This window comes from Cupriavidus sp. 01L46, from assembly GCF_056399905.1.
Map to the genome: position 1 here is coordinate 1 of NZ_JBFTSF010000098.1, position 23,033 is coordinate 23,033.

The window sequence follows — 23,033 nt, forward strand, 5'->3', positions numbered from 1 at the left end:
CACCAGCAACAACGCCACGCTCAAGGAAAAGCTCACGCACGCCTGAACGCGGCAGCCTGCACGGCCCCCAGCGTCAGGCGCAGAAAGACTCGATCAACCCGGCAACCACCCGCGGCTGGTCGTGATGCAGCATATGGCCTGCGTCATCGACAATGGCTTCGCGGAAATCGCGAAACGCCTGGAAGCGCTGCTTGAACTCCGCCAGCGGCTGGCCCTTGGCGATGTGGCTGAGGGTCTGCGAATTGCGCGCCTCCACGTGCAACACCGGCGCGGTGGCCTGCGCCCAGATCGCCATCACCTCGTCGAGCCGGTACAGCACCGGATTGACCATCTTGTGCGCGGCATCGCCAAGGATCTCCCAGCGGCCTTGCGCATTGCGCGCTGACCAGTGCTCGGCCAGGAAGGCGGCGCGGTCATCGGGCAGGCGCGGATTGGTCTTCTGCAGCCGTGCCGCCACCGCCTCCACGCTGTCATAGGCGCGCAATGGCTGGCGCTCGCGCAACTCGTCGAGCCAGCGCGCATAGCGCCCGGGCGCTTGCTCGGCGCGCGTGCCTGTCATGCCAAACCCCTCCAGGTCGACCACGCGGCGCACTCGCTCGGGGCGGATGCCGGCATAGAAGCAGGCCACGTTGGCGCCCATGCTGTGCCCCACCAGGTTCACCGGCACGTCCGGCTGGAAGTGGTCGAGCACCGCCTCGAGATCGGCGACGTAGTCGGGAAACCAGTAGGACTCCGTGCCGGGATAGCGCGTGGGCCAGTCGGTCTGGCCAAAGCCGCGCCAGTCCGGGGCGATCACATGCCAATCGCGTTCCAGCGCGTCCACCATGAACTGGAACGAGGCGGCCACGTCCATCCAGCCATGCAGCAGGAACAGGGTGGGCGCGCCGGGCTCGCCCCAGTGGCGCACGTGCATGTTGAGGCCGCGCAACGTGATAAATTCCGAGCGCGAGGTTTCTCTTATTGCCATGGTGTCTCCCCGGGTGCCTTTTCCCTGATCGTGGCGGACGCTTTCACCCGCGGCAACGGGGAAGCCTAAAAATAGAACGATCGTTCGTTTGCGGATTATAGCGGCAAGCCGGCCCGGCCCTCATCCCGAACGCAACCCAGGAGACCCAGCATGGCCGCACCCGCCCTGCCAGCAAGCCGGCGCGACGACTATCCCGCGCTGTACACGCAATTCCACTGGCATGTGCCCGAGTTTTTCAACCTGGCCGACGCGTGCTGCGGGCGCTGGGCGCGCGACCCCGCCACGATGGATCGCATCGCGGTCCACACCGAGCACGAGGACGGGCGCCGCGCCAGCTATAGCTACGCCTTCATCCAGGCCGAGGCCGATCGCCTCTCCCGGGCGCTGCGCACGCTGGGTGTGGCGCGGGGCGACCGCGTGGGCATCGTCATGCCACAGCGCATCGAGACGGTGATTGCGCATATGGCGATCTACCAGCTCGGCGCCATCGCCATGCCGTTATCGATGCTGTTCGGCCCGGAAGCCCTGGCGTACCGCCTCCAGCACAGCGAGGCGTGCGTGGCGATTGCCGACGAATCCTCCATCGACAACGTGCTGGCCGCGCGCGCGGAGTGCCCGGCGCTGGCCACGGTGATCGGCGCCGGTGCCGCCGTGGGCCGCGCGGAGCACGATTGGGATGCGCTGCTGGCCGCCGAGCTGCCGGCGTTCACCGCGGTCGAGACCAAGGCCGACGAGGCGGCGGTGCTGATCTACACCAGCGGCACCACCGGCCCGCCCAAGGGCGCCCTGATCCCGCACCGCGCGCTGATAGGCAACCTCACCGGCTTCGTCTGTTCGCAAAACTGGTTTCCCCAGCCAGGTGACGTGTTCTGGAGCCCGGCGGACTGGGCCTGGACCGGCGGGCTGTGGGATGCATTGATGCCTACGCTGTATTTCGGCAAGACCATCGTGGGCTATCAGGGCAGGTTCTCCGCCCAAACCGCCTTCGAGCTGATGGCGCGCTATCGTGTCACCAATACCTTCCTGTTTCCCACCGCGCTCAAGCAGATGATGAAAACCTGCCCCGCGCCGCGCGCGCATTACCAGCTGCACCTGCGCGCGCTGATGAGCGCGGGCGAAGCCGTGGGGGAAACCGTGTTCGCCTGGTGCCGCGACGCGCTCGGCGTGGTCGTCAACGAGATGTTCGGCCAGACCGAGATCAACTACATCGTGGGTAACTGCACCGCGCAGAACAACGATGGCCAGCTAGGGTGGCCAGCGCGCCCGGGTTCGATGGGCAGGCCCTACCCCGGCCATCGCATCGCCGTGGTCGACGACGAAGGCAGGCCCTGCGCGGCGGGCGAGGACGGCGAGGTGGCCGTGTGCAGCACCGACGTCCATGGCCATCCCGACCCCGTGTTCTTCCTGGGCTACTGGCGCAACGAGGACGCCACCGCCGGCAAGTACCTGGAGCGCGACGGCCTGCGCTGGTGCCGCACGGGCGACCTGGCGCGCATCGACGAAGACGGCTACTTGTGGTACCAGGGGCGCGCCGACGATGTCTTCAAATCCTCCGGCTACCGCATTGGCCCGAGCGAGATCGAGAACTGCCTGCTCAAGCATCCCGCCGTGTCGAACTGCGCGGTGGTGCCCTCGCCGGACCCGGAGCGCGGCGCGGTGGTCAAGGCGTTCGTCGTGCTGGTGCCATCGATCGTGCGTTCGGCGCAGGCCGACGCCGCGCTGGTCGCCGAGCTGCAGCAGTATGTGCGCGGCCAGCTTGCGCCGTACGAATATCCCAAGATCATCGAATTCATCGCGCAGTTGCCGATGACCACCACCGGCAAGATCCAGCGGCGCGTGCTGCGCGAGATCGAAGCCCGGCGCGCCACGCCAGCGCACCCGTAGCACTGGCAGGCGGGTGCGGCCGCAAGGCTCGCACCCGCCCCTGTCCCTGGCGCTCAAACCCGCCCTCCAAAGCCCCGCCTCACAGCGTCCGGCCGGCACAACCTGCCGCGCCACGGACAACCGATCGCGCGCATCGATATGCGTCGCCCTCCCTGCAGTCAAGTTTTCGCCGAATCTGACGTTAGCAAGGACATGCGGAGCGCATCGCTATGGCGCATCCCATTCGGCAGATCAGACCACACGTTCCAGTCGCAGGAGGGGGCATCCATGCCAGCTCATTTTTTTCCGAGAAATTTATAAGATTATTCGTATAAATGCCAATCGGAACCATTCCATTTTCGCCCTTTTAATAAGGGTAATTCCTATACCCCTCAGCGGCATCAACACGCTGGATAGCGGCGCATTCCGCAACCTGACCTAACAGAGTAGTGCAAAAAAAAGGATTGGGGAAACTCGGATTATCTTGATTGTTTTTCCCAATCTTGGGAAATAAAGTTCCCAAAGAGCACGCAGAAATTTCCCAATGTGCTTCAAGTTAATGACGAACAGGAGATCACGATGAGCACGTTTGCAAGCACCGGCCGCGCCGCCTCCCACCGCTTCGCGCTCCGGCTGCCGTTGGCCCTGGCGAGTGCTTTGCTTTCGGTATCCGCGTGGGCCGCGGATGGCGTGATCTACTTCCGGGGGGCCATCGTCGCGCCCCCCTGCAATACGCAAATCAGCACGAGCGGGACCGCCTCGGTCAGTTGCCCGGCAAACGGCACCCATTCCGCGGAGTCTGCCTCCCTGCCGCTGCTGCCTGGCCGGGCCGTCCAGCTGGCGACCGCGCGCGCCTTTGTCGTGCCCGTGCAATTCTCGGCAGGCCCTGGTGGCGGCAACAAGCAGGGCTATGTCGTGGTGACGGAATACAACTGAGCGGCCTGTCCCTCGAGCCACGCCAGCTCATCCTCGTCGAAACCCGCCGCGCGGCGCGCCGCCAGGTTGAAGGGCGGCCGCAGGCGCGGCGCCTGGTACCGCGCGGCCAGCTCGGCGTAGGTGGCGACGGGGTCCAGGCCACGGGAGGCGCATAGCCAGCGGTACCAGCGGTTGCCGATGGCTACGTGACCCACCTCGTCGCGCAGGATGATGTCGATGATGGCGGCGGCCTCATGATCGCCCGCGGCCGCGAGCTTGGCGCGCACCGGTGGCGAGGCATCCAGCCCGCGCGCCTCCAGCGTGCGCGGCACCAGCGCCATGCGCGCCAGCACATCGCCGGCAGTCTTGTCCGCCATCTCCCACAGGCTGTTGTGCGCCGGAAAATCGCCGTAGCGCGCATCCAGCGTGGCCAGGTGCTGCGCGAGCAGGCTGAAATGCAGCGCCTCCTCGTCGGCCACGCGCAGCCAGTCCAGGTAGAAGGCTACCGGCATCGCGTCGAATCGCCAGATGGCATCCAGCGCCAGGTTGATCGCGTTGAACTCGATATGTGCGAGCGCATGGATCAGCGCCGCGCGGCCGGCGGGCGTATGGATGGACCGCCGCCGCTCCACCCGCTGCGGCGCCACCAGTTCGGGCCGTGGCGGCCGGCCGGGCAGCGGCAGTTCGGCCGCGATCGCCTCGCCGATGCCCAGGGCCTCCGGCGCCATGGCCTCGGCCGCCAGCCGCATCCGGCGCGTGGCCGCGGCCTTCTCGTGCGCGTCGCTCAGGCACAGGATGGCAAGCGCCTGGCGGCGCAAGGACGGCGCCGCCAGGCCGGATAAAGCGCCAGGCGCGGCACCGCGAGCGGGGTCAGGGGCGCATGGAGTGACGGCATCGGGTAGGTTTGCTGGCATAAGCGTAAAATCCGGTTTGCCGCCATTGTAGGGCCCGGCAGGTGGCACCCTGTGCCAGCGAGCCCGCCCGCGACCCTTTAAAGCCCGGCGGCAAACCCCATATACCCATACGAACTTGTGCAGGAGACCCCATGGCGCTTTACCAGCTCGGCGACGTTGCCCCCACCATCGATCCGGATGCCTACGTGGCGCCGGAGGCCACCATCATCGGCAACGTGACGCTCAAGGCACATGCCAGCGTATGGCCAGGCGTGGTGATCCGAGGCGACAACGAGCCGATCGTGGTTGGCGAGTCCAGCAATGTGCAGGAAGGCACCGTGCTCCACACCGACCCCGGCTGCCCGCTGACCATCGGCGACAAGGTCTCGATCGGCCACCAGGCCATGCTGCACGGCTGCACCGTGGGCGAAGGCTCGCTGATCGGCATCCAGGCGGTGATCCTGAACCGTGCCGTGATCGGCAAGGAGTGCCTTGTCGGCGCCGGCGCCGTGGTCACTGAAGGCAAGGTGTTCCCGGACCGCTCGCTGATCCTCGGCGCGCCGGCCAAGGTGGTGCGCGAGCTCACCGAGCAGGACGTGGCCAACCTGTATCGCAACGCCGAGACCTACGCCACTCGCCAGGCCATGTACAAGACACAACTCAAGCGCATCGACTAAGCGACCAAGGCGCCGCGCCAGCGGCTCCGATTTACCGACGGATCATCGTGACTGACACCACCACCCCTGACACCCTGCAGAAATTCCTGTTCGACGCGGCCCCCGTGCGCGGCGAGCTGGTACGCATGCAGGCCACCTGGCAAGAAGTGCTGCGCCGCAACCATTACCCCACGCCGGTGCGCCGGCTGCTGGGTGAAATGATGTCGGCCGCCGCCCTGCTTTCGGCCAACCTGAAGTTCAACGGCGCGCTGGTGATGCAAGTGCACGGCGATGGCCCGGTGCGCATGCTGGTGGTGGAGTGCTTGTCCGACCTGTCGATGCGAGCCACGGCCAAGCTGGCCGAAGGCGTGACGCTGGCCGACGACGCCACGTTGGCGGATCTCGTCAACGTCAGCGGCCACGGCCGCTTCGCCATCACGCTGGACCCGCAGGACAAGCTGCCCGGGCAGCAGCCGTACCAAAGCATCGTGCCGCTGGCCGATAAGCATGGCCCGATGACATCCATGACCGCCGTGCTCGAGCACTATATGCAGACGTCCGAGCAGCTCGACACGCGGCTATGGCTGGCCGCCGACGACAAGGTCGCCGCAGGCATGCTGCTGCAAAAGCTGCCCTCMTACGGTGGCACGCTGGAAGGCCACGCCGAGCGTGAGCCCGCGCAAGTCGGCGAAACCGGCGCGCCGCTGGCGGACACCGCCCGCGCGCAGGACCTCGACACCTGGGACCGTGCCTGCCAGCTCGGCGCCACGCTGAAGGACGCCGAACTGCTGGCCGAAACGCCGGACACCCTGCTGCGCCGCCTGTTCTGGGAAGACCTGGAAGCCACCGGCCTGCGTGTGTTCGAGCCGCTGACCCCGCACTTCCAGTGCTCGTGCTCGCGCGCCAAGGTGGCGGGCATGCTGCAGAACCTGGGCCGCGTGGAGATTGAAGACATCCTGGTGGAACGCGGCGAGGTGGAAATCCAATGCGATTTCTGCGGCCAGCAATACTACTTCGACCCGGTCGATTGCGCGCAGCTGTTCACGCCGGTCCCCGTGGCTACCGGCGCCGGCGAAGGTGCGGACCAGCAACACTGAGCGGCAGCGCGCGGGACGCCGATGCGAGCCATGATGCGACGCGCGACGGCAGGAACCTTTCTGCCCCGCGCCCGGGTCCAAGCGTCAGCGCCCCACCAGAGTCAGGGAGTCATCATGTCCGCCTTGTCCGCTTTGTCCTCTCACCCGCCCGCCACGATCAGCGCGATGCTGCTTGGCGCCGTGCTGGCCTGTGGTGGCTGCGCCCAGTTGCCGCGCGACCTCAACGGCTCGCCGCCGACTGCCCGCCTGGCGCCCAACGGCGTGCCGCCGCCTCCCGTCACCGCGGAAGACATCCAGAAGATCGGCGAACTGAACCGCCAGGTACTGCGCGAACAGGATGCCGCGATTGCCCGCCAGCAACAGGCGGAAGCCATGGCGCGGGCGGCAACCTACTATGCCTATCCCTCGCCTAGCTGGAACCTGTATTACGGCGGCTGGGGCGGCGGGCACTGGGGTGGCGGAGTCGGCTTCGGCAGCCCGGGATACCGGGGCTGGGGCTACGGTGGCTACCCGTACTGGTGGTAAGCCGCCGGCGAGGCTGGCGCAGCAAACGACCAAGGACGCGAGCGTGCCGCATCCATGCCGTTGCAGGGCGACGGCGCCAGACGCGACGAGACAGAAATCGGGAAAGACGCCAGCCAGTGGCGCTTAGTGGGCGCTAGCGGGCGCTTAGTGTGGGCGCTTAGTGTGGGCGCTTAGTGGCGATTGAATGCCGGGGAGTTCGCCGGAGGCGGCAGCGGAGGCGTGGCGCTGACCTTGGGGGCCGGTGCCACGAACTGCACGAACACCTCGCCATCCCTGACCATGCCCAGCTCATAGCGGGCACGCTCTTCAATGGCGCCGGTGCCATCCTGCAGGTCCTTCACTTCCCCTTCCAGCTTGGCATTGCGCAGCTTGAGCGCCTGGTTGTGCGCGCTCTGCTCCTGCACCTGCTTGTCCATCTCCCACACACGCAGCCAGCCGCCCTTGCCCAGCCATAGCGGATACTGGATGGCGAGCAACAGCACGAACAACAGCAACGAGATCAGGCGCATGGATTCTGGCGCTTAAGCGAAAAAAGGGAGTTGCGTCATGCGTCATGCGCCGGCCGCGGCATTGTGCGCGGCCGGCGCATGGCACGCGCTTAGCGCAGATTGTAGAACGCGCTCTTGCCGGGGTAGCTGGCGATATCACCGAGATCTTCCTCGATGCGCAGCAGCTGGTTGTACTTCGAGATACGGTCCGAACGCGACAGCGAGCCGGTCTTGATCTGGCCGGCGTTGGTGCCCACCGCGATATCGGCGATGGTGCTGTCCTCGGTCTCGCCCGAACGGTGCGAGATCACGGCCGTGTAGCCGGCGCGCTTGGCCATTTCGATGGCGGCGAAGGTTTCGGTCAGGGTGCCGATCTGGTTGATCTTGATCAGGATCGAGTTGCCGATGCCCTTTTCAATGCCTTCCTTCAGGATCTTGGTGTTGGTGACGAACAGGTCGTCGCCCACCAGCTGCACGCGCTTGCCCAGCTTGTCGGTCAGCACCTTCCAGCCGTCCCAGTCGCCTTCGCCCATGCCGTCCTCGATCGACACGATCGGGAACTTGTCGCACAGGTTGGCCAGGTAGTCGGCGAACTGGGTCGAGGTCAGCTTCAGGCCTTCGCCATCCAGGTGGTACTGGCCTTCGGCTTCGTGATAGAACTCGGTCGCCGCGCAGTCCAGCGCCAGCAGCACGTCTTCGCCGGCACGGTAGCCAGCCTTCTCGATGGCCAGCAGGATGGTGTTCAGGCACTCTTCGTTGGAAGCGAAGTTGGGGGCAAAGCCGCCCTCGTCACCAACCGCCGTGGACATACCCTTGTCGGACAGGATCTTCTTCAGTGCGTGGAACACTTCAGCGCCGCAACGCAGGGCTTCACGGAAGCTCGTTTGCGACACCGGCATGATCATGAATTCCTGGATGTCCAGGCTGTTGTTGGCGTGCGCGCCRCCGTTGAYGATGTTCATCATCGGCACCGGCATCTGCATCGCGCCCGAGCCACCGAAGTAGCGGTACAGCGGCAGGCCGGCTTCTTCGGCAGCGGCGCGGGCCACGGCCATCGACACGGCCAGCGTGGCGTTGGCGCCAAGGCGGGCCTTGTTGTCGGTGCCGTCGAGGTCGATCAGGGTGCGGTCCAGGAAGGCTTGCTCGGAAGCGTCCAGGCCCATGATGGCTTCGGAGATTTCGGTATTGATATGCTCGACCGCCTTCAGCACGCCCTTGCCGAGGTAGCGCGACTTGTCGCCGTCACGCAGCTCGATGGCTTCGCGCGAGCCGGTGGATGCGCCCGACGGCACTGCCGCGCGGCCCATCACGCCGGATTCGAGCAGGACGTCGCACTCGACCGTCGGGTTACCGCGCGAGTCGAGAACTTCGCGACCGATGATATCTACGATTGCACTCATGGATTCCTCTTGGACTGTTGATGCTTGATGACTTCTTACTACACGGGCGTCATGCCCTGGACTACCGCTGGCTACAGCTGACTGAGCTGGCTGACGCTCAAGCGCCTTCCACCACGATCATGTTCATGCGCGCGGCATGCTCGCGCGACTTGCGCGCGGCGCGGTATTCCGCGCTGTCGTGGAACGACTTTGCCGCGTCATAGCTGGGAAACTTCAGCACGACCACGCGCGTCGGGGCCCAGTCGCCCTCGAGCCTCTCGGTCTTGCCGCCGCGCACCAGTACCTCGGCACCATGCACCTTCATGGCATGGCTGGAGAGCACTTTGTACTCTTCATACTGCTGGGGATCGGTGACATCGACGTGGGCAATGATATAGCCGCTGGCCATGGCGTATCTCCGTGTGTTCTTATGATGTTGATTCTACTTGGCTGATCATGGCCGCCTGATGACGGCCATGACCGCGGTGGCACGGCAAGCTCAGGCGCAAGCCGCCGGCCAGCCGAAATTGTCTTCCAGGAATCCGGCGCGCTTGACCAGGGTGTCCAGGTCCTTGAGCACCGACAGCAGTTCCTTCATGCGCGACAGCGGCACGGCGTTGGGGCCGTCCGACATGGCCTTGCTTGGATCCGGATGGGTTTCCATGAACAGGCCCGCCACGCCAACGGCCACGGYGGCGCGGGCCAGCACCGGCACGAACTCGCGCTGGCCGCCCGAGCTGGTGCCCTGGCCGCCCGGCAGTTGCACCGAGTGGGTGGCGTCGAACACCACCGGCGCGCTGGTCTCGCGCATGATCGCCAGCGAGCGCATGTCCGAGACCAGGTTGTTGTAGCCGAAGGAGACGCCGCGTTCGCAGGCCATGAAGCTGTCTTCCGGCAGCCCGGCCTCGCGCGCGGCATCGCGCGCCTTGTCGATGACGTTCGTCATGTCGTGCGGCGCGAGGAACTGCCCCTTCTTGATATTGACGGGGCGGCCGCTCTGCGCGCAGGCACGGATGAAGTCGGTCTGCCGGCACAGGAAGGCCGGCGTCTGCAGCACGTCGACCACGGCCGCCACCGGCTTGACCTCGTCGATCTCGTGGATGTCGGTCAGCACCGGCACACCGATCTCGCGCTTGACGGTGGCGAGGATCTCGAGACCCTTCTCCATGCCCAGCCCGCGGAAGGTCCGGCCCGACGAGCGGTTGGCCTTGTCGAACGAGGACTTGTAGATAAAGGGGATGCCAAGTTCGCTGGTGATCGCCTTGAGCTCGCCGGCCGTATCCAGCGCCATCTGCTCGGACTCGATCACGCACGGGCCGGCGATCAGGAAGAAGGGGCGGTCCAGGCCGACGTCAAATCCACAGAGTTTCATCGCTAATCTCCTGCTTGCGGTGMCGGGGCTMAGCCCGCCTTCTTCTGCTGGCTGGCCAGCGCCGCTTCCACGTAGGCCTTGAACAGCGGATGGCCATCGCGCGGGGTGGAGGTGAATTCCGGGTGGAACTGCACGCCCACGAACCACGGGTGCAGGCTTTCCGGCAGCTCCATCRTCTCGGGCAGGTCTTCGGTCGGCGTACGGGCCGAGATCACCATGCCCGCCTTTTCCAGCGTCGGCACGTAGTGATTGTTGACTTCGTAGCGGTGGCGATGGCGCTCGTTGACTTCCGGGCCATAGATCTGGCTGGCCTTGGTCCCGGCCTTGACCGGCACGCGTTGCGCGCCAAGGCGCATGGTGCCGCCCAGGTCGGACTCGGCGGAGCGCTGCTCGACCTTGCCTTCGCGATCCACCCACTCGGTGATCAGCGCGACCACCGGATGTTCGGTTTCCAGGTTGAACTCGGTCGAGTTGGCGTCGGCCATCGCCGCCACGTGGCGCGCGAACTCGATCACGGCCAGCTGCATGCCCAGGCAGATGCCCAGGTACGGCACCTTGTTCTCGCGAGCGTACTGGATCGCGCGGATCTTGCCTTCCGTGCCGCGCTTGCCGAAGCCGCCCGGGACCAGGATGGCGTCCAGCGGCTTGAGCACTTCGAGGTGGCCTGATTCGAGTTCTTCCGAATCGATGTACTCGATGTTCACGCGGGTGGCGGTGTGCATGCCGGCGTGGCGCAGCGCTTCGATCAGCGACTTGTAGGACTCGGTCAGGTCGACATACTTGCCCACCATGCCGATGGTGACCTCGTGCTGCGGGTTTTCCTGGGCATTGACCAGGCGCTGCCACATGGAGAGATCGGCCGGTTTCGGATCGATACGCAGCTCCTCGCAGATCAGGCGGTCAAGGCCTTGCTCGTTGAGCATCTGCGGGATCTTGTAGATGCTGTCCACGTCCCACACCGAGATCACGGCTTCTTGCGGGATATTGGAGAACAGCGAAATCTTGGCGCGCTCCTCGTCCGGAATCGGGCGGTCGGCGCGGCACAGCAGCGCGGTCGGCGAGATGCCGATTTCACGCAGCTTCTGCACCGAGTGCTGGGTCGGCTTGGTCTTGAGCTCGCCGGCGCTGGCAATGAACGGCACCAGCGTCAGGTGCACGAAGGCAGCGTGGTTGCGGCCCATGCGCAGGCTCATCTGGCGCGCGGCTTCCAGGAAGGGAAGCGACTCGATGTCACCCACCGTGCCGCCGATCTCCACCAGCGCAACGTCCGCCTTGCCACCGTGCGACGCAGCCGCGCCGCGCTCGATGAAGGCCTGGATTTCGTTGGTGATGTGCGGGATCACCTGCACCGTCTTGCCGAGGTACTCGCCCCGGCGTTCCTTGCGGATCACCGATTCGTAGATCTGGCCCGTGGTGAAGTTGTTCGACTTGCGCATCTTGGCCGAGACGAAGCGCTCATAGTGGCCAAGATCGAGGTCGGTTTCCGCACCGTCTTCCGTGACGAACACTTCGCCGTGCTGGAAGGGGCTCATCGTGCCGGGATCGACGTTGATGTAGGGATCTAGCTTGAGGAGGGTGACTTTGAGGCCGCGCGACTCGAGAATGGCCGCGAGCGAAGCAGCAGCGATGCCCTTGCCGAGAGAAGAGACGACACCACCGGTGACGAAGACGAATTTGGTCATAAACCGAGCTTGCCGGGGAAATCGGGATTATACATGAGAGGCCGCCTGCTGCAGCGCCGCATTTGCGACAAGTCGCCTTGCCCGGCAGCCACTGAGACGCATTCGCCGCTTCGCACTCGTGTCCACGCCGCCGCCCTATCCTGCCGGGGCTACGGACGCGCGCGGGGCGGCGGCGCCGTCCCGCATTTGCCTGACCAGATCGCGGATCAGCCCGGCCGTCTGCCCGGGGCGCTCCATCGGATACAGGTGCCCGCCCTCGATAAAGCGCAGGCGCTCGCCCACCAGCTTGCGCGTGGCGCCGAGCCCGCATTGCCGCACTTCGCGCGAACGCGTGCCGGCGACAAAGCTGACCGGCACCGGCGCGCCGTGCGCCACGCGCGCGCCCAGGCTGGTGGGCAGCGTGCGGTAGATCTGGTACTCGATCTCGCGCTCGAAGCGCAGGCGGCGCTCGGCGTCGTTGCCGGTCGGCTCCGTGCCATGCATCGCATAGTCGCGCAGCACTTCCTCGTCCCACGACGCGAATACCGGCTTGGAGCGGAAATGCGCCCACACCGCCTCGGCATCCGGCCAGTGCGTGCGCCGCCGCCGGGTCGCGGCAGCCGGGCTGGGCCGCTCATCCAGGCCGAAGCGCTGACCGGCCTTGAGCAAGGCGGCGCGCCACCCGGCAATCACGGGCGAATCCAGCATCACCACACCGCGCACCCACTGCGGGCGGCGCAGCGCGGCCATCAGCGACAGGAAACCACCCAGCGAATGCCCCACCAGCCACACCGGCTCGCGGTACTTCTGCTCGATCGAAGCCAGCAGCTCATCGACCAGATGCGGCCACTCGCGCGTGACCGGGAATTTCGGGTCGTGGCCATAACGGTCCACGGCGCGGATCTCGAAATCGTCTTCCAGCGTTCCGAACAGCTTGCGGTAGGTACTGACCGGAAAGCCGTTGGCGTGCGAAAAATGCAGAATGTCGCGCATCGGCGTATTCGCAGCGCGCCCTCAGTCCTGTGTGCCGGCACGTTCGCGCGTGGCGCGCACAGGCTGGCCCCAGCGGTCTCCCGTGCCCTGGCGCGCCAGCGGAAACTCGGCCGGCGCGTTGGCATCCCACTCGGGATCATTGATCTCGCCAAAGACCTGGCGCAAACGCTGCCCCCAGGTATCGCGAATCATGCGGAAGTAGGCGTTCTTCTCGTCAATGTTGACAAAGCGGGTCACACGCAGCGAATCGCTTTCGTAGACCAGCAGGTCCAGCGGCAGGCCCACCGAGATATTCGACTTCAACGTGGAGTMCATCGAAATCAGCGCACACTTGGCGGCCTCGCCCAGCGGCAGCGTCGGCTCGACCACGCGATCGATGATGGGCTTGCCGTACTTGGCCTCGCCGATCTGAAAATAGCAGTTCTCGGGTGTGGCCTCGACGAAATTCCCGGCAGCGTACACATGGAACAGGCGCACGCGTTCGCCGCGGATCTGGCCGCCGAAGATCAGGCTCACATTGAACTCGATGCCGGCCTCGCGCAGCGCATGGGCGTCGTGCTTGTGCACCTGGCGCACCGCGTCGCCGACGATGGCGGCCGCCTCGAACATATCGCGCGCCGTCCACAGCGAGCGTTTCTCGTCGCGGCCCTCCGCCAGTATCTGGCGCACCGCCTGGCTGATTGCCAGGTTGCCCGCGGTCAGCAAGACCATCACGCGGTCGCCCGGTTCCTCGAACACGGTCATCTTGCGGGCGGTCGAGATCGCATCGACACCGGCATTGGTGCGCGAATCGGAAAGGAACACCAGCCCGACATCCAGCCGCATGGCTACACAGTACGTCATGATCTTGTCTTGTAATGGTGCACATTCACGCCTGGCGCATCGCCAGGCCTGCCGTCCGGGCCAAGGCCGCATTCTGGCGCCGCGGTGGTGCGCCCGGAAGCTTGCGGCGCGCCCGTTTCTGGTGCGCGGCGCACCACTTCAATCACTGCAACGGCGCAATGGCGATCTCKACCGCCAGCCGCTCGCCGCTGCCCCCTTCGCGAATCCCCCGTACCGGTGCGGCCATGCGATAGTCGCGCCCGACCGCCAGCCGGATATGGCGCGCGTCGCTCAGGCAGCCGTGGGTCACGTCGATGCTGCACCACAACTCCTTGCCGGCATCCACGCAGACATCAGCCCACGCGTGGCTGGCCAGTTCCGAGGCGGCCGGGTCATAGAAATAGCCGCTGACGTAGCGTGCCGGAACGCCCAGGGCCCGGCAGCATGCCACCATCACTTGCGCCTGATCCTGGCAAACCCCGCTGCCCAGTGCGAACGCGTCGCTGGCCGGGGTGTCCACATCGGTGCTAGCTGACTGGTAACGCACCCGCCCGGCGATGCCGCCGGCCAGCGCCAGCAACGCGGGCACCGTCGCCCCCGCCGCCAGGTAGGGCGCGGCAAAATGCACCATCTCCGGCTTGGCGGCGGTCAGCGGCGTGCCGCCAAGGTAATACAGCGGCGATACGCGCGCCTCGCCGGCTGGCGGCGCATCGCAGAAAAACGGCCCATCCGCATCCACTGGCGGCGTCACATCGACCACGCCGCTGGCCTCGATCACCAGCGTATGTGCGGGCCCGGCCACGGTGAAGCTGTGCACGATATTGCCGAAGCCGTCACGCGCCTCGGACAGGTTGCCGGGAACGGACAACTGCCATTCCTGCACGGCCTGCAGCGGACCCGAGCGCGGCGCGAGCCGCAGTTCGTGCACGCTGCGCCGGACCGGCTCGGCGTAACGGTAGACCGTCTTGTGGTGAATCTTGTATTTCATGATGTGGCGAGGCCGGCACAACCTCCCCACGTTTTATGGGTCAGGCAGCGAGCAGCGGCACGAGGAAATCCCGGCTGATGCCGTTGCCGAGGTCGCCGATGCGCTCCAGGAAACTGGTCAGGTAAGCATGCAGCCCGACGGCGAAGATGTCGTCGATGCGCGCATATTTCAGATCGGCGTGGAGTTTACCAGCCTGGCGCTCGGTCTCCGAAGAAAGGTGGTTGCCCACCAGCGCCAGGATCGACACCACCTCGTCCATGCTAGACACCAGCGAGCGCGGCATGTCGGGGCGCAGCACCAGCAGTTCGGCCACGCGCTCGGGCGTGATCACGGTGCGATACACCTTGCGGTACACCTCGAACCCTGACACCGAGCGCAGAACAGCCGCCCAGTGATAGAAATCGTTGGCGTCTCGATTGGGATCGCTGTCGTCGACCGTGCTGGCCTGGAACTTCACGTCCAGAATCCGCGCGGTATTGTCGGCGCGTTCCAGGAACGTGCCCAGCCGCATGAAGTGGAAGGCATCGTCCTTGAGCATGGTGCCAAACTGCACGCCGCGGGCCAGGTGGGAGCGGAACTTCACCCACTCGAAGAACTGCGAAGGATCCTCGCGCAGCACGCCGTCGGCGATCATGCGCTGCACGTCGAGCCAGGTGGTGTTGATGGTCTCCCAGACCTCGGTGGTCAGCGAGCCGCGCACCGCGCGGGCGTTCTCGCGGGCCGCGCGCAGGCAACTCATGATGGACGAGACATTGGTCATGTCGCGCACCATGAAGTCGATCACGTCGTCGCGCGTGAGCAGGCCGTACTTCTCATCGAACACCGTGGTCAGCTCGGAGATATCGAGCATGGCCCACCAGCCTTGCTCTGCCACTTCCGCGGATTGCGGCAGCAGCGAAGTCTGGTAGTTCACGTCCAGCATGCGCGCGGTGTTCTCCGCGCGTTCGGTATAGCGCGCCATCCAGAACAGATGGTCGGCGGTGCGGCTAAGCATGGTCAGTCCCCTCGTACAGCGCTGTTCGCCCGCGCGCCGCCGGCAACGCGGCGGCCAGCGCGGGAATCACAAACAATCCTTGCGGGCGCCGCGCGTCAGCGCTCCAGTACCCAGGTGTCCTTGGTGCCCCCGCCCTGCGAGGAGTTGACCACCAGCGAGCCTTCGCGCAGCGCAACGCGGGTCAGCCCGCCAGGCACCATGCGCACATCCTTGCCGGACAGCACGAACGGACGCAGGTCGATGTGGCGCGGCGCGATCCCCGACTCGACATAGGTCGGGCAGGTGGAAAGCGCCAGCGTGGGCTGCGCGATGTACTGCTCGGGACGCGCGCGCACGACCTCGCGGAACGTGTCGATCTCCGCGCGCGTGGCGGCAGGCCCCACCAGCATGCCGTAGCCGCCGGCCCCGTGGGTTTCCTTGACCACCAGCTCGCTCATGTGGTCCAGCACGTACTGCAGGTCGTCCGGGCGGCGGCACATGTACGTCGGCACGTTGTTGAGGATCGCTTCCTCGCCAAGGTAGAAGCGGATCATGTCGGGCACGTAGGGATAGATCGACTTGTCGTCGGCCACGCCCGTGCCGATGGCATTGCAGATGGTGACGTTGCCCGCGCGGTAGACCGAGAGCAGCCCCGCCGCGCCCAGCGTGGAATCCGAGCGGAACACCAGCGGATCGAGGAAGTCGTCGTCGACCCGGCKGTAGATCACGTCGATGCGCTGCGGGCCCTGGGTGGTGCGCATGTAGAGGTGGTCGTCCTGTACGAACAGGTCGCTGCCCTCGACCAGTTCCACACCCATTTGCTGCGCCAGGAAGGCATGCTCGAAGTAGGCGGAGTTGTACATGCCGGGCGTGAGCACCACCACCGTGGGATCGGCGATGTTCTGCGGCGAGACGCCGCGCAGCATGTCGAGCAGCAGGTCGGGATAGTGCGCCACCGGCGCCACGCGATTGCGCGCGAACAGGTCCGGGAACAACCGCATCATCATCTTGCGGTTCTCCAGCATGTAGGACACGCCGGAGGGCACGCGCAGGTTGTCTTCCAGCACGTAGAACTCGCCCTCGCCAGCACGTACTACGTCGATGCCCGCCACGTGGGCGTAGATATCACGGGGCACGTCGATGCCGAGCATCTCGGGGCGGTACTGCGCGTTGTTGTAGATCTGGTCTGGCGGGATCACACCGGCGCGGATGATGTCCTGCCCGTGATAGATATCGTGGATGAAGCGGTTCAGCGCCGACACCCGCTGGCGCAGGCCGCGCTCAAGCGTTGCCCACTCGCTGGCGGGGAAGATGCGGGGAATGACGTCGAATGGGATGGTCCGCTCGGTACCGCTGTTGGACTCGTCTTTTTCACCGTAAACGGCGAACGTGATGCCCACACGCCGGAAAATCAGGTCGGCCTCGGCGCGCTTGTTGTCCATGGTGCCTTCGGACTGGCGCGCCAACCAATCCGCGAACTGCTTGTAATGCCCCCGCACGGCACCTGCCGGCAGGGACTCGCCCGCGTGGATTGCTGCTGCCACGCCATCTTGCCAATCGAGCATCTCGTCGAAAAACCGCGCCGCCATGATGGCCGTTCCCCCATGATTTGGGTGCCGCCCAAACTGCCGGCTATCCCGTTTTGATTGGCTTGTTGTTCCCGGCACAGCACCTTGAGATCACCACCCGAGGCCCGGCGGCTTGGCCGCGGACCGTCTCGTCATGCTTCGAAGTGCTGTCCCTATAGGATACCTATGACCACGAAAGCCGCAAGCAGCAGGCATTCGCGCCATCAAACATGGATAAGCAAGATGTCTGCCAGCCTTCGCTTCGGGCCGGCGTTGGCATCGGTTCAGCGGGCGATCGCCGCGCCTTGCTGCGCCTGCACTCCGGCCAGGATGCGCTGCACCAGCGCCTCCGGCGTCTGGCGGATATCGAGCACCAGGGCGTCGCGCGGCTCCTCCAGGGTCTCGAACTGGCTCTGCAACAGGGCGGGATTGAAGAAGTGGTCGCTGCGCTCGGCCAGGCGGCCGCCAATGATCGCTGCATCGCCCTTCATGTAGATAAAGGTCACGCCGCCATCGGCGGGGGTCAGGCGGTCGCGGTAGATTTGCCGCAGCGCGGAACAGGTAAAGACGTGGGTGCGCCCCTCGGCGCGGGCTGCATCGATCGCCGCGCGCATCGCGGCCAGCCAGGGCCAGCGGTCGTCGTCGGTCAGCGCGATGCCGTTGTGCATCTTCGCCTTGTTGGCGGCGCTGTGGAATTCATCGGCGTCGTGGAAGCCGCATTGCAAGGTCTTGGCCAGCAACTGGCCGACCGTGGTCTTTCCGCAGCCGGAAACGCCCATCAGGATGTAGATCATGTCTGCTCCAACGATCATGTTCGGATGGTTTTCCCATCCTTGTCGGTAGACCCCGCGCCGGCCGCCGGCTGGCTCCGCAAGCGTTCAGCCATGAAGCCATGATAGGACCCGCATGGGCCGGCTCGGGGTCGTCTCCGCCAGCCATCGGCTGCCGGAGACACAAATGACACAAATTTAAGGGGCGCTGCCTATTGTGCGACGGCCGCGCCCGTTTGGACAGCGCCGGGCGCGTCAGCCTCGGAGAGGTCCAGCGCGCTGCCGCCCTCCTCCGCGATCCGCGCGTTGCGGCGGAACAGCCCAAACAGGCCCCGGCCAACGCTGAAATTCGTGAAGGCGTCGTCCGGCAATACGGCGGAAGCACGCGTGGCCAGGTCGCCGTCGCCATTGGCGGCGCCGAGCCATTCCAGCGTGCCCGCCACGGCGTCCACGCGGATCCGGTCGCCGTCACGCACGCGCGCCAGCGGGCCGCCGGCAAGTGCCTCAGGACCCACATGAATGACCGCCGGCACCTTGCCCGAGGCGCCCGACATGCGGCCATCGGTCACCAGCGCAACCTTGTGGCCGGCGTCCTGCAGCGAGCCCAGCACCGGGGTGAGGCGGTGCAGTTCGGGCATGCCGTTGGCGTTGGGCCCCTGGAAACGCACGACCGCGATCATGTCGCCCGTGAACTCGCCAGCTTCGAACGCAGCTTGCAATTGCTCTTGCGAGTCAAAGACGCGGGCCGGTGCTTCGACCACCCGATGCGCGTCCGCCACCGCCGACACCTTGATCATGCCGCKGCCAAGATTGCCTTGCAGCAGGCGCAAGCCGCCCTCGGGGGAGAACGGCTCGGCCGCGGTGGCCAGCACCGTGGCGTCGCMGCTGACTGCGGCACCGTCGCGCCACTGCAGCACGCCGTCGAGCATCACGGGCTCTTGCGTGTAACGGGCCAGGCCACGCCCGGCCACGGTCTCCACGTCCTCGTGCAGCAACCCGGCGCTGAGCAGCTGGCGAATCACGTAGGCCACACCGCCCGCGGCGTGGAAGTGGTTCACGTCGGCCGAGCCGTTGGGGTAGACCCGCGCCAGCAGCGGCGTGATGCGCGAGAGACGGTCGAAATCGTCCCAGTCGATCAGGATGCCCGCCGCGCGCGCCATCGCCACCAGGTGGATGGTGTGGTTGGTCGAGCCGCCCGTGGCCAGCAGGCCGACCACGGCATTGATCACCGCGCGCTCGTCCACGATGCGCGCCAGCGGCAGGTAGTCGCCGCCCCGCGCCGTCAGGGCCAGCGCGCGCTGGGCCGCGGCGGCGGTGAGCGCGTCGCGCAGGCCGCTGTCCGGATGCACGAAGGCCGCGCCCGGCATATGCAGGCCCATGATTTCCATCAGGAACTGGTTGCTGTTGGCGGTGCCGTAGAAGGTGCACGTGCCGGCGCCGTGATAGGCCTCGCATTCGGCCTCCAGCAAGGCTTCGCGGCCCACCTGGCCGGTTGCGTAAAGCTGGCGCACGCGCGCCTTTTCCTTGTTGGACAAGCCCGTCGACATCGGCCCCGCCGGCACGAACACCACCGGCAGGTGGCCGAACTGCAGCGCCCCCATCAGCAGGCCCGGCACGATCTTGTCGCACACGCCCAGCATGACCGCGGCATCGAAGGTGTTGTGCGACAGCGAGACCGCAGTGGCCATCGCAATGGCATCGCGCGAAAACAGCGACAGCTCCATGCCGGCATTGCCCTGCGTGATGCCATCGCACATCGCCGGCACGCCGCCCGCCACCTGCGCCACTGCGCCAACGGCACGCGCGRCCTCCCGGATCACGCCGGGATAGCGCTCGTACGGCTGGTGGGCCKACAGCATGTCGTTGTACGCGGTGACGATGCCGAGGTTGGCAGCATGCTCGACCCGCAGCTTGAGCTTGTCATGCGCGGGCAGCGCGGCCAGGCCGTGGGCGAGGTTGGCGCAGGACAGCCCGCGCAAGGGGCCCAGCTCCTGCTGGGCGCGTTCGCAGCGCGCGAGATAGGCGGCGCGGCTGCGCTGGCTGCGCGCGATCACGCGCTCGGTGACGGCGTGGACTTCGGCGTGGAGGGCTTTTGACATTGGGGGAGTTCCTGGTCGTGATGCCTGATCGTATCCGGGAGGACTGGTGGGACTAGCGAGCGCCGGTTGGCGCTATTGTTTGTAGATTTTCTACATTATATCGAAAGCCAAATTGAAAGCACTATGCACGAACACCACAAAGCGCTTTATTCATGGCATATTTGGCGCACATAGGTGAAATCCCTACTCGGGTGCGACGTTGAAGCCGCCATGATCCCGCCTCTGATTATGTAGAATATCTACATGCCGCTCGATCCGTCGAGCCACGGACTCCGGGGCCAAAGCCAGAACAATTCCCCGGCACAGACAGCCCATCCCTGCCCTACCATGCGCGACCGAATTCTTGCCGTCTATGACACGCTCCGCCCCTCCGAACGCCGCCTTGCCGACTATGTCGCCCGCCACGGCGCCAGCGTGATCCGCTTGTCGATGCCCGAGCTGGCCGAGCGCGCGGGCGTGTCCCAGCCCACCATTGCGCGACCAGATCGAACATGGCATCCAGCTGCTCGCCGCGGCCAGGCGCATCGAGTTCTATGGCTGCGGCAACTCGGGCATCGTCGCCCTGGATATCCAGCACAAGTTCTTCCGCCTTGGCATGCCCACGGTGGCCTATTCGGACTCGCACGTCTTCAGCATGTCAGCGGCGCTGCTCGGGCCCGGCGACGTGGCCGTGCTGGTCTCGAACAGCGGGCGCACCTGGGACATGCTGGCCGCCGCCACGCTCGCCCGCGCCAGCGGCGCCAGCGTGCTGGCGCTGACCCACAGCGGCTCGCCGCTGGCCGCGCTGGCGGACGTCTGCGTGTTCTCGGACGTGGAGGAAGACAGCGAGGTCTACACGCCGATGACCTCCCGCATCTGCCACCTCGTGCTGGGCGACGTGCTGGCAGCAGGCGTCGCCCTGGAGCGCGCCGATACCGTCTCCGCCGGCCTGCAACGCGCCAAGGCGCACCTGCGCGAGCGCCGCATCGCCCAGGCCGAGCCCGCGCATCTCAGCGAGGCGCAGGCGGCGCCGCGCGCCAGTAGCGCCGCGCGTGCTGGCGGTAAGCCTGCAGCGCGTAAGACTCGCCGCGCGTCGTGAGCTGGACCGCGCCGGTCTCGTCGCTGCGATAGCGGGCGATCTCGTGCGAACCGTAGCGGTCCCAGATCTCGGGCCGAGGATGCCGGTGGCGGTTGCGGTAGCCCACCTGGAACAGCGCGACCTCCGGCGCCACCACGGCCAGGAACGCGCCGCTCGATGAGGTGTTGCTGCCGTGATGCGGCACTTGCAGGAAGTCCGCGCGCAAGTCTTGCGTCGACAGGCGCGCCAACAGCGCCGCCTCGTCACGCCGGCCGATATCGCCGGTCAGCAGCAGGCTGCGCGCGCTGCCCGCCACCTTGAGCACGCAACTGCGCGCATTGCTGTCGATGGCGGCATTCTGCGCGGCGCCCGGCAAGGGATGCAGCATGGCAAAACGCACGCCATCCCACTCCCACTGCTGCCCCGCCTCGCAAGGCTGCGCCTCCAGGTGCGCAGCGCTCGCCGGCGGCACCAGCAGCCGATGCCCCGGCGGCGCGCCCGATAGCAGGCTGTCCACCGGCAGCGCCGCCATGATGTCGCGCGCACCGCCCGCATGGTCCGCGTCTTCATGGCTGATCACCAGCGTATCCAGCCTGCGCACCCCAGCGCCGCGCAGGAACGGCACGATGTCCCGCGCGCCGGCGCTGTTGCCCAATTCGCCACGCGCGGCGCCCCAGCCGTAAGCCGGCCCGGCATCGTAGAGCAGCACGCGCGAGCGCGTTTCCACTAGTACCGCCGTGCCCTGCCCGATATCGATCGCAGTGGCGCGAAACTCCCCGTGCGCCACTGGCTGCCGCCCCGCCAGCACCATCGGCAACAGCAGTACCACGCCATGCAGGCGCGCGCGCACGCCACRGGGCACGGGCGCCAGCAACAGCAGCGCGCCGAGCACCGCCAGCGCCAGCGCCGCCGGCCCGGCGTGCGCGGCCTGCCACACCGCCCAAGGCGGCGCCGACAGCCACTCCAGGCCCAGCACCAGCCAGTGCAGCAGCAGGTGCGCGGGGCTGAGCAGCCAGCCCGCCACCGGCGCGGGCACCGCCGCCGCCAGCAAGGCCATCGGCGTCACCAGCAGGCTGACCAGCGGGATTGCCACTGCATTGGCCAGCGGCGAAATCACCGAGATCTGCTGGAACAGCAGCAAGGTCAGCGGCACCAGCCCGATAGTGACGGACCATTGCGTGCGCGCGGCCTGCCCAAGGCTGGCGCAAACACGCTGCCAACGCGTCAGCGCGGACTGATTGGCCGGTTGCGCCGCCGCCAGGAAGATCACGCCCACCGCGCCGAAGGAAAGCCAGAAGCCGGGCGACAGCACAGCCCAGGGGTCGAGCCCGATCGCCACGAACGCCGCCCAGGCCAGCACCAGCGAGGCCGGCGGCGTGCGCCCGCTCCAGAGTGCCAGCGCCGCCACCACCAGCATCGACACGGTGCGCAGCGCCGGCACCTGCATGCCCGCCAGCAGGCCGTAGACGAGGGCCGCGATCACCGCGCCCACCAGCGCGGCGCGGCGCGCCGGCCACCACAGCGGCAAGGGCCGCGGCAGCCATCGCCCGAGCCCGAACGAATGCCGCCACAGCCAATGAACCAAGCTGGAGAACAGGCCGGAAATCATGGTGATATGCAAGCCGGAAATGCTGATCAGGTGGCCGATGCCGGTGCGCGTGAACAAGGTCCAGTCCCGCTGCTGGATGCCTTGCTGATCGCCCACCACGAGGGCCGCCAGCACCGGGGCGAAGCGAGCATCGGCTGGCAGGCTTTGCAAGACGTGATCGCGCACCTGCGCCCGCCATCGCGCGATCCGCCACGCCAGCCGTTCGCCGACAGCGTCCTGCGGCTCGCCGATGGCATCGCGCACATGGCCAGTGGCGCCAAGCCCGGCCGCCATCAGCCAGAACTCGTAATCGAAGCCATGCGGGTTGGCCAGGCCATGAGGCTGTCGCAAGCGCACGG

20 protein-coding genes and 1 pseudogene are annotated in these 23,033 nt (G+C 66.6%); 6 read left to right on the top strand and 15 right to left on the bottom strand.

Annotation, left to right across the window (positions count from 1 at the left end):
• Positions 1-73 precede the first annotated feature (73 nt).
• Positions 74-967: an alpha/beta fold hydrolase gene (locus AC1DS3_RS18680; RefSeq protein WP_441633694.1), complete on the bottom strand. Its 894-nt coding sequence runs from the start codon at positions 965-967 to the stop codon at positions 74-76.
• A 150-nt stretch (positions 968-1,117) separates the two neighbouring features.
• Here AC1DS3_RS18680 and AC1DS3_RS18685 point away from each other — a divergent pair, with 150 nt between their 5' ends.
• A complete protein-coding gene (locus AC1DS3_RS18685) occupies positions 1,118-2,851 on the top strand; it encodes an acetate--CoA ligase (protein WP_477109252.1) in 1,734 nt (577 codons plus the stop codon).
• A gap of 558 nt (positions 2,852-3,409) precedes the next feature.
• Entirely contained in the window at positions 3,410-3,766 is a 357-nt protein-coding gene (locus tag AC1DS3_RS18690; protein ID WP_174422814.1) for a hypothetical protein, read from the top strand.
• Here the strand turns inward: AC1DS3_RS18690 and AC1DS3_RS18695 are convergent.
• Positions 3,739-4,659 carry a ferritin-like domain-containing protein gene (locus AC1DS3_RS18695; RefSeq protein ID WP_441633689.1) on the bottom strand — a complete coding sequence of 307 codons (921 nt, stop codon included), beginning with the start codon at positions 4,657-4,659 and terminating at the stop codon, positions 3,739-3,741. The genes AC1DS3_RS18690 and AC1DS3_RS18695 overlap by 28 nt on opposite strands.
• A 131-nt stretch (positions 4,660-4,790) precedes the next feature.
• Between AC1DS3_RS18695 and AC1DS3_RS18700 the strand changes: the two genes are divergently transcribed.
• From AC1DS3_RS18700 to AC1DS3_RS18710, 3 genes are all read left to right on the top strand, one after another.
• Entirely contained in the window at positions 4,791-5,315 is a 525-nt protein-coding gene (locus AC1DS3_RS18700) for a gamma carbonic anhydrase family protein (protein ID WP_441633687.1), read from the top strand.
• A gap of 47 nt (positions 5,316-5,362) precedes the next feature.
• On the top strand, positions 5,363-6,391 hold the full coding sequence (gene hslO, locus AC1DS3_RS18705; RefSeq protein WP_477127681.1) for an Hsp33 family molecular chaperone HslO: 1,029 nt from the start codon (positions 5,363-5,365) through the stop codon (positions 6,389-6,391).
• Between the two features lie 114 nt (positions 6,392-6,505).
• Positions 6,506-6,916, top strand: a complete 411-nt coding sequence (locus AC1DS3_RS18710; RefSeq protein WP_441633683.1) for a hypothetical protein — start codon at positions 6,506-6,508, stop codon at positions 6,914-6,916.
• Positions 6,917-7,086: 170 nt separating this feature from the next.
• Here AC1DS3_RS18710 and ftsB read toward each other — a convergent pair whose 3' ends face one another.
• From ftsB to edd, 12 genes are all read right to left on the bottom strand, one after another.
• A complete protein-coding gene (ftsB, locus tag AC1DS3_RS18715; RefSeq protein ID WP_441633681.1) occupies positions 7,087-7,425 on the bottom strand; it encodes a cell division protein FtsB in 339 nt (112 codons plus the stop codon).
• A gap of 89 nt (positions 7,426-7,514) precedes the next feature.
• Entirely contained in the window at positions 7,515-8,804 is a 1,290-nt protein-coding gene (gene eno, locus AC1DS3_RS18720; protein WP_477127682.1) for a phosphopyruvate hydratase, read from the bottom strand.
• Between the two features lie 97 nt (positions 8,805-8,901).
• Positions 8,902-9,192: a DUF1330 domain-containing protein gene (locus AC1DS3_RS18725; RefSeq protein WP_441633677.1), complete on the bottom strand. Its 291-nt coding sequence runs from the start codon at positions 9,190-9,192 to the stop codon at positions 8,902-8,904.
• Between the two features lie 90 nt (positions 9,193-9,282).
• On the bottom strand, positions 9,283-10,155 hold the full coding sequence (gene kdsA / locus AC1DS3_RS18730; RefSeq protein ID WP_477127683.1) for a 3-deoxy-8-phosphooctulonate synthase: 873 nt from the start codon (positions 10,153-10,155) through the stop codon (positions 9,283-9,285).
• Between the two features lie 2 nt (positions 10,156-10,157).
• Entirely contained in the window at positions 10,158-11,837 is a 1,680-nt protein-coding gene (locus AC1DS3_RS18735) for a CTP synthase (RefSeq protein ID WP_477127684.1), read from the bottom strand.
• A 135-nt stretch (positions 11,838-11,972) separates the two neighbouring features.
• Positions 11,973-12,809 carry an alpha/beta fold hydrolase gene (locus AC1DS3_RS18740; RefSeq protein WP_441633673.1) on the bottom strand — a complete coding sequence of 279 codons (837 nt, stop codon included), beginning with the start codon at positions 12,807-12,809 and terminating at the stop codon, positions 11,973-11,975.
• Between the two features lie 21 nt (positions 12,810-12,830).
• Positions 12,831-13,652: a proteasome-type protease gene (locus AC1DS3_RS18745; RefSeq protein WP_477127685.1), complete on the bottom strand. Its 822-nt coding sequence runs from the start codon at positions 13,650-13,652 to the stop codon at positions 12,831-12,833.
• A 142-nt stretch (positions 13,653-13,794) separates the two neighbouring features.
• The gene (locus tag AC1DS3_RS18750; protein WP_441633669.1) at positions 13,795-14,619 is read right to left on the bottom strand and encodes a transglutaminase family protein; all 825 of its coding nucleotides are present in this window, start codon (positions 14,617-14,619) and stop codon (positions 13,795-13,797) included.
• A gap of 40 nt (positions 14,620-14,659) precedes the next feature.
• On the bottom strand, positions 14,660-15,613 hold the full coding sequence (locus AC1DS3_RS18755; protein WP_441633667.1) for an alpha-E domain-containing protein: 954 nt from the start codon (positions 15,611-15,613) through the stop codon (positions 14,660-14,662).
• A gap of 95 nt (positions 15,614-15,708) precedes the next feature.
• Complete coding sequence (locus tag AC1DS3_RS18760; RefSeq protein ID WP_477127686.1) at positions 15,709-17,181, bottom strand: circularly permuted type 2 ATP-grasp protein; 1,473 nt, start codon at positions 17,179-17,181, stop codon at positions 15,709-15,711.
• 263 nt (positions 17,182-17,444) lie between these two features.
• Complete coding sequence (locus AC1DS3_RS18765; RefSeq protein WP_441633664.1) at positions 17,445-17,954, bottom strand: gluconokinase; 510 nt, start codon at positions 17,952-17,954, stop codon at positions 17,445-17,447.
• A gap of 188 nt (positions 17,955-18,142) precedes the next feature.
• Entirely contained in the window at positions 18,143-20,029 is a 1,887-nt protein-coding gene (gene edd, locus AC1DS3_RS18770; protein WP_477127687.1) for a phosphogluconate dehydratase, read from the bottom strand.
• Between the two features lie 327 nt (positions 20,030-20,356).
• On the opposite strand from edd, the pseudogene AC1DS3_RS18775 reads away from it, so the two are divergent.
• Positions 20,357-21,107: pseudogene (locus tag AC1DS3_RS18775) on the top strand (MurR/RpiR family transcriptional regulator).
• Here the strand turns inward: AC1DS3_RS18775 and AC1DS3_RS18780 are convergent.
• A partial coding sequence (locus tag AC1DS3_RS18780; RefSeq protein ID WP_477127688.1) for a DNA internalization-related competence protein ComEC/Rec2 occupies positions 21,019-23,033 on the bottom strand: 2,015 nt, incomplete at its 5' end. The pseudogene AC1DS3_RS18775 and the gene AC1DS3_RS18780 sit on opposite strands and share 89 nt — an antisense overlap.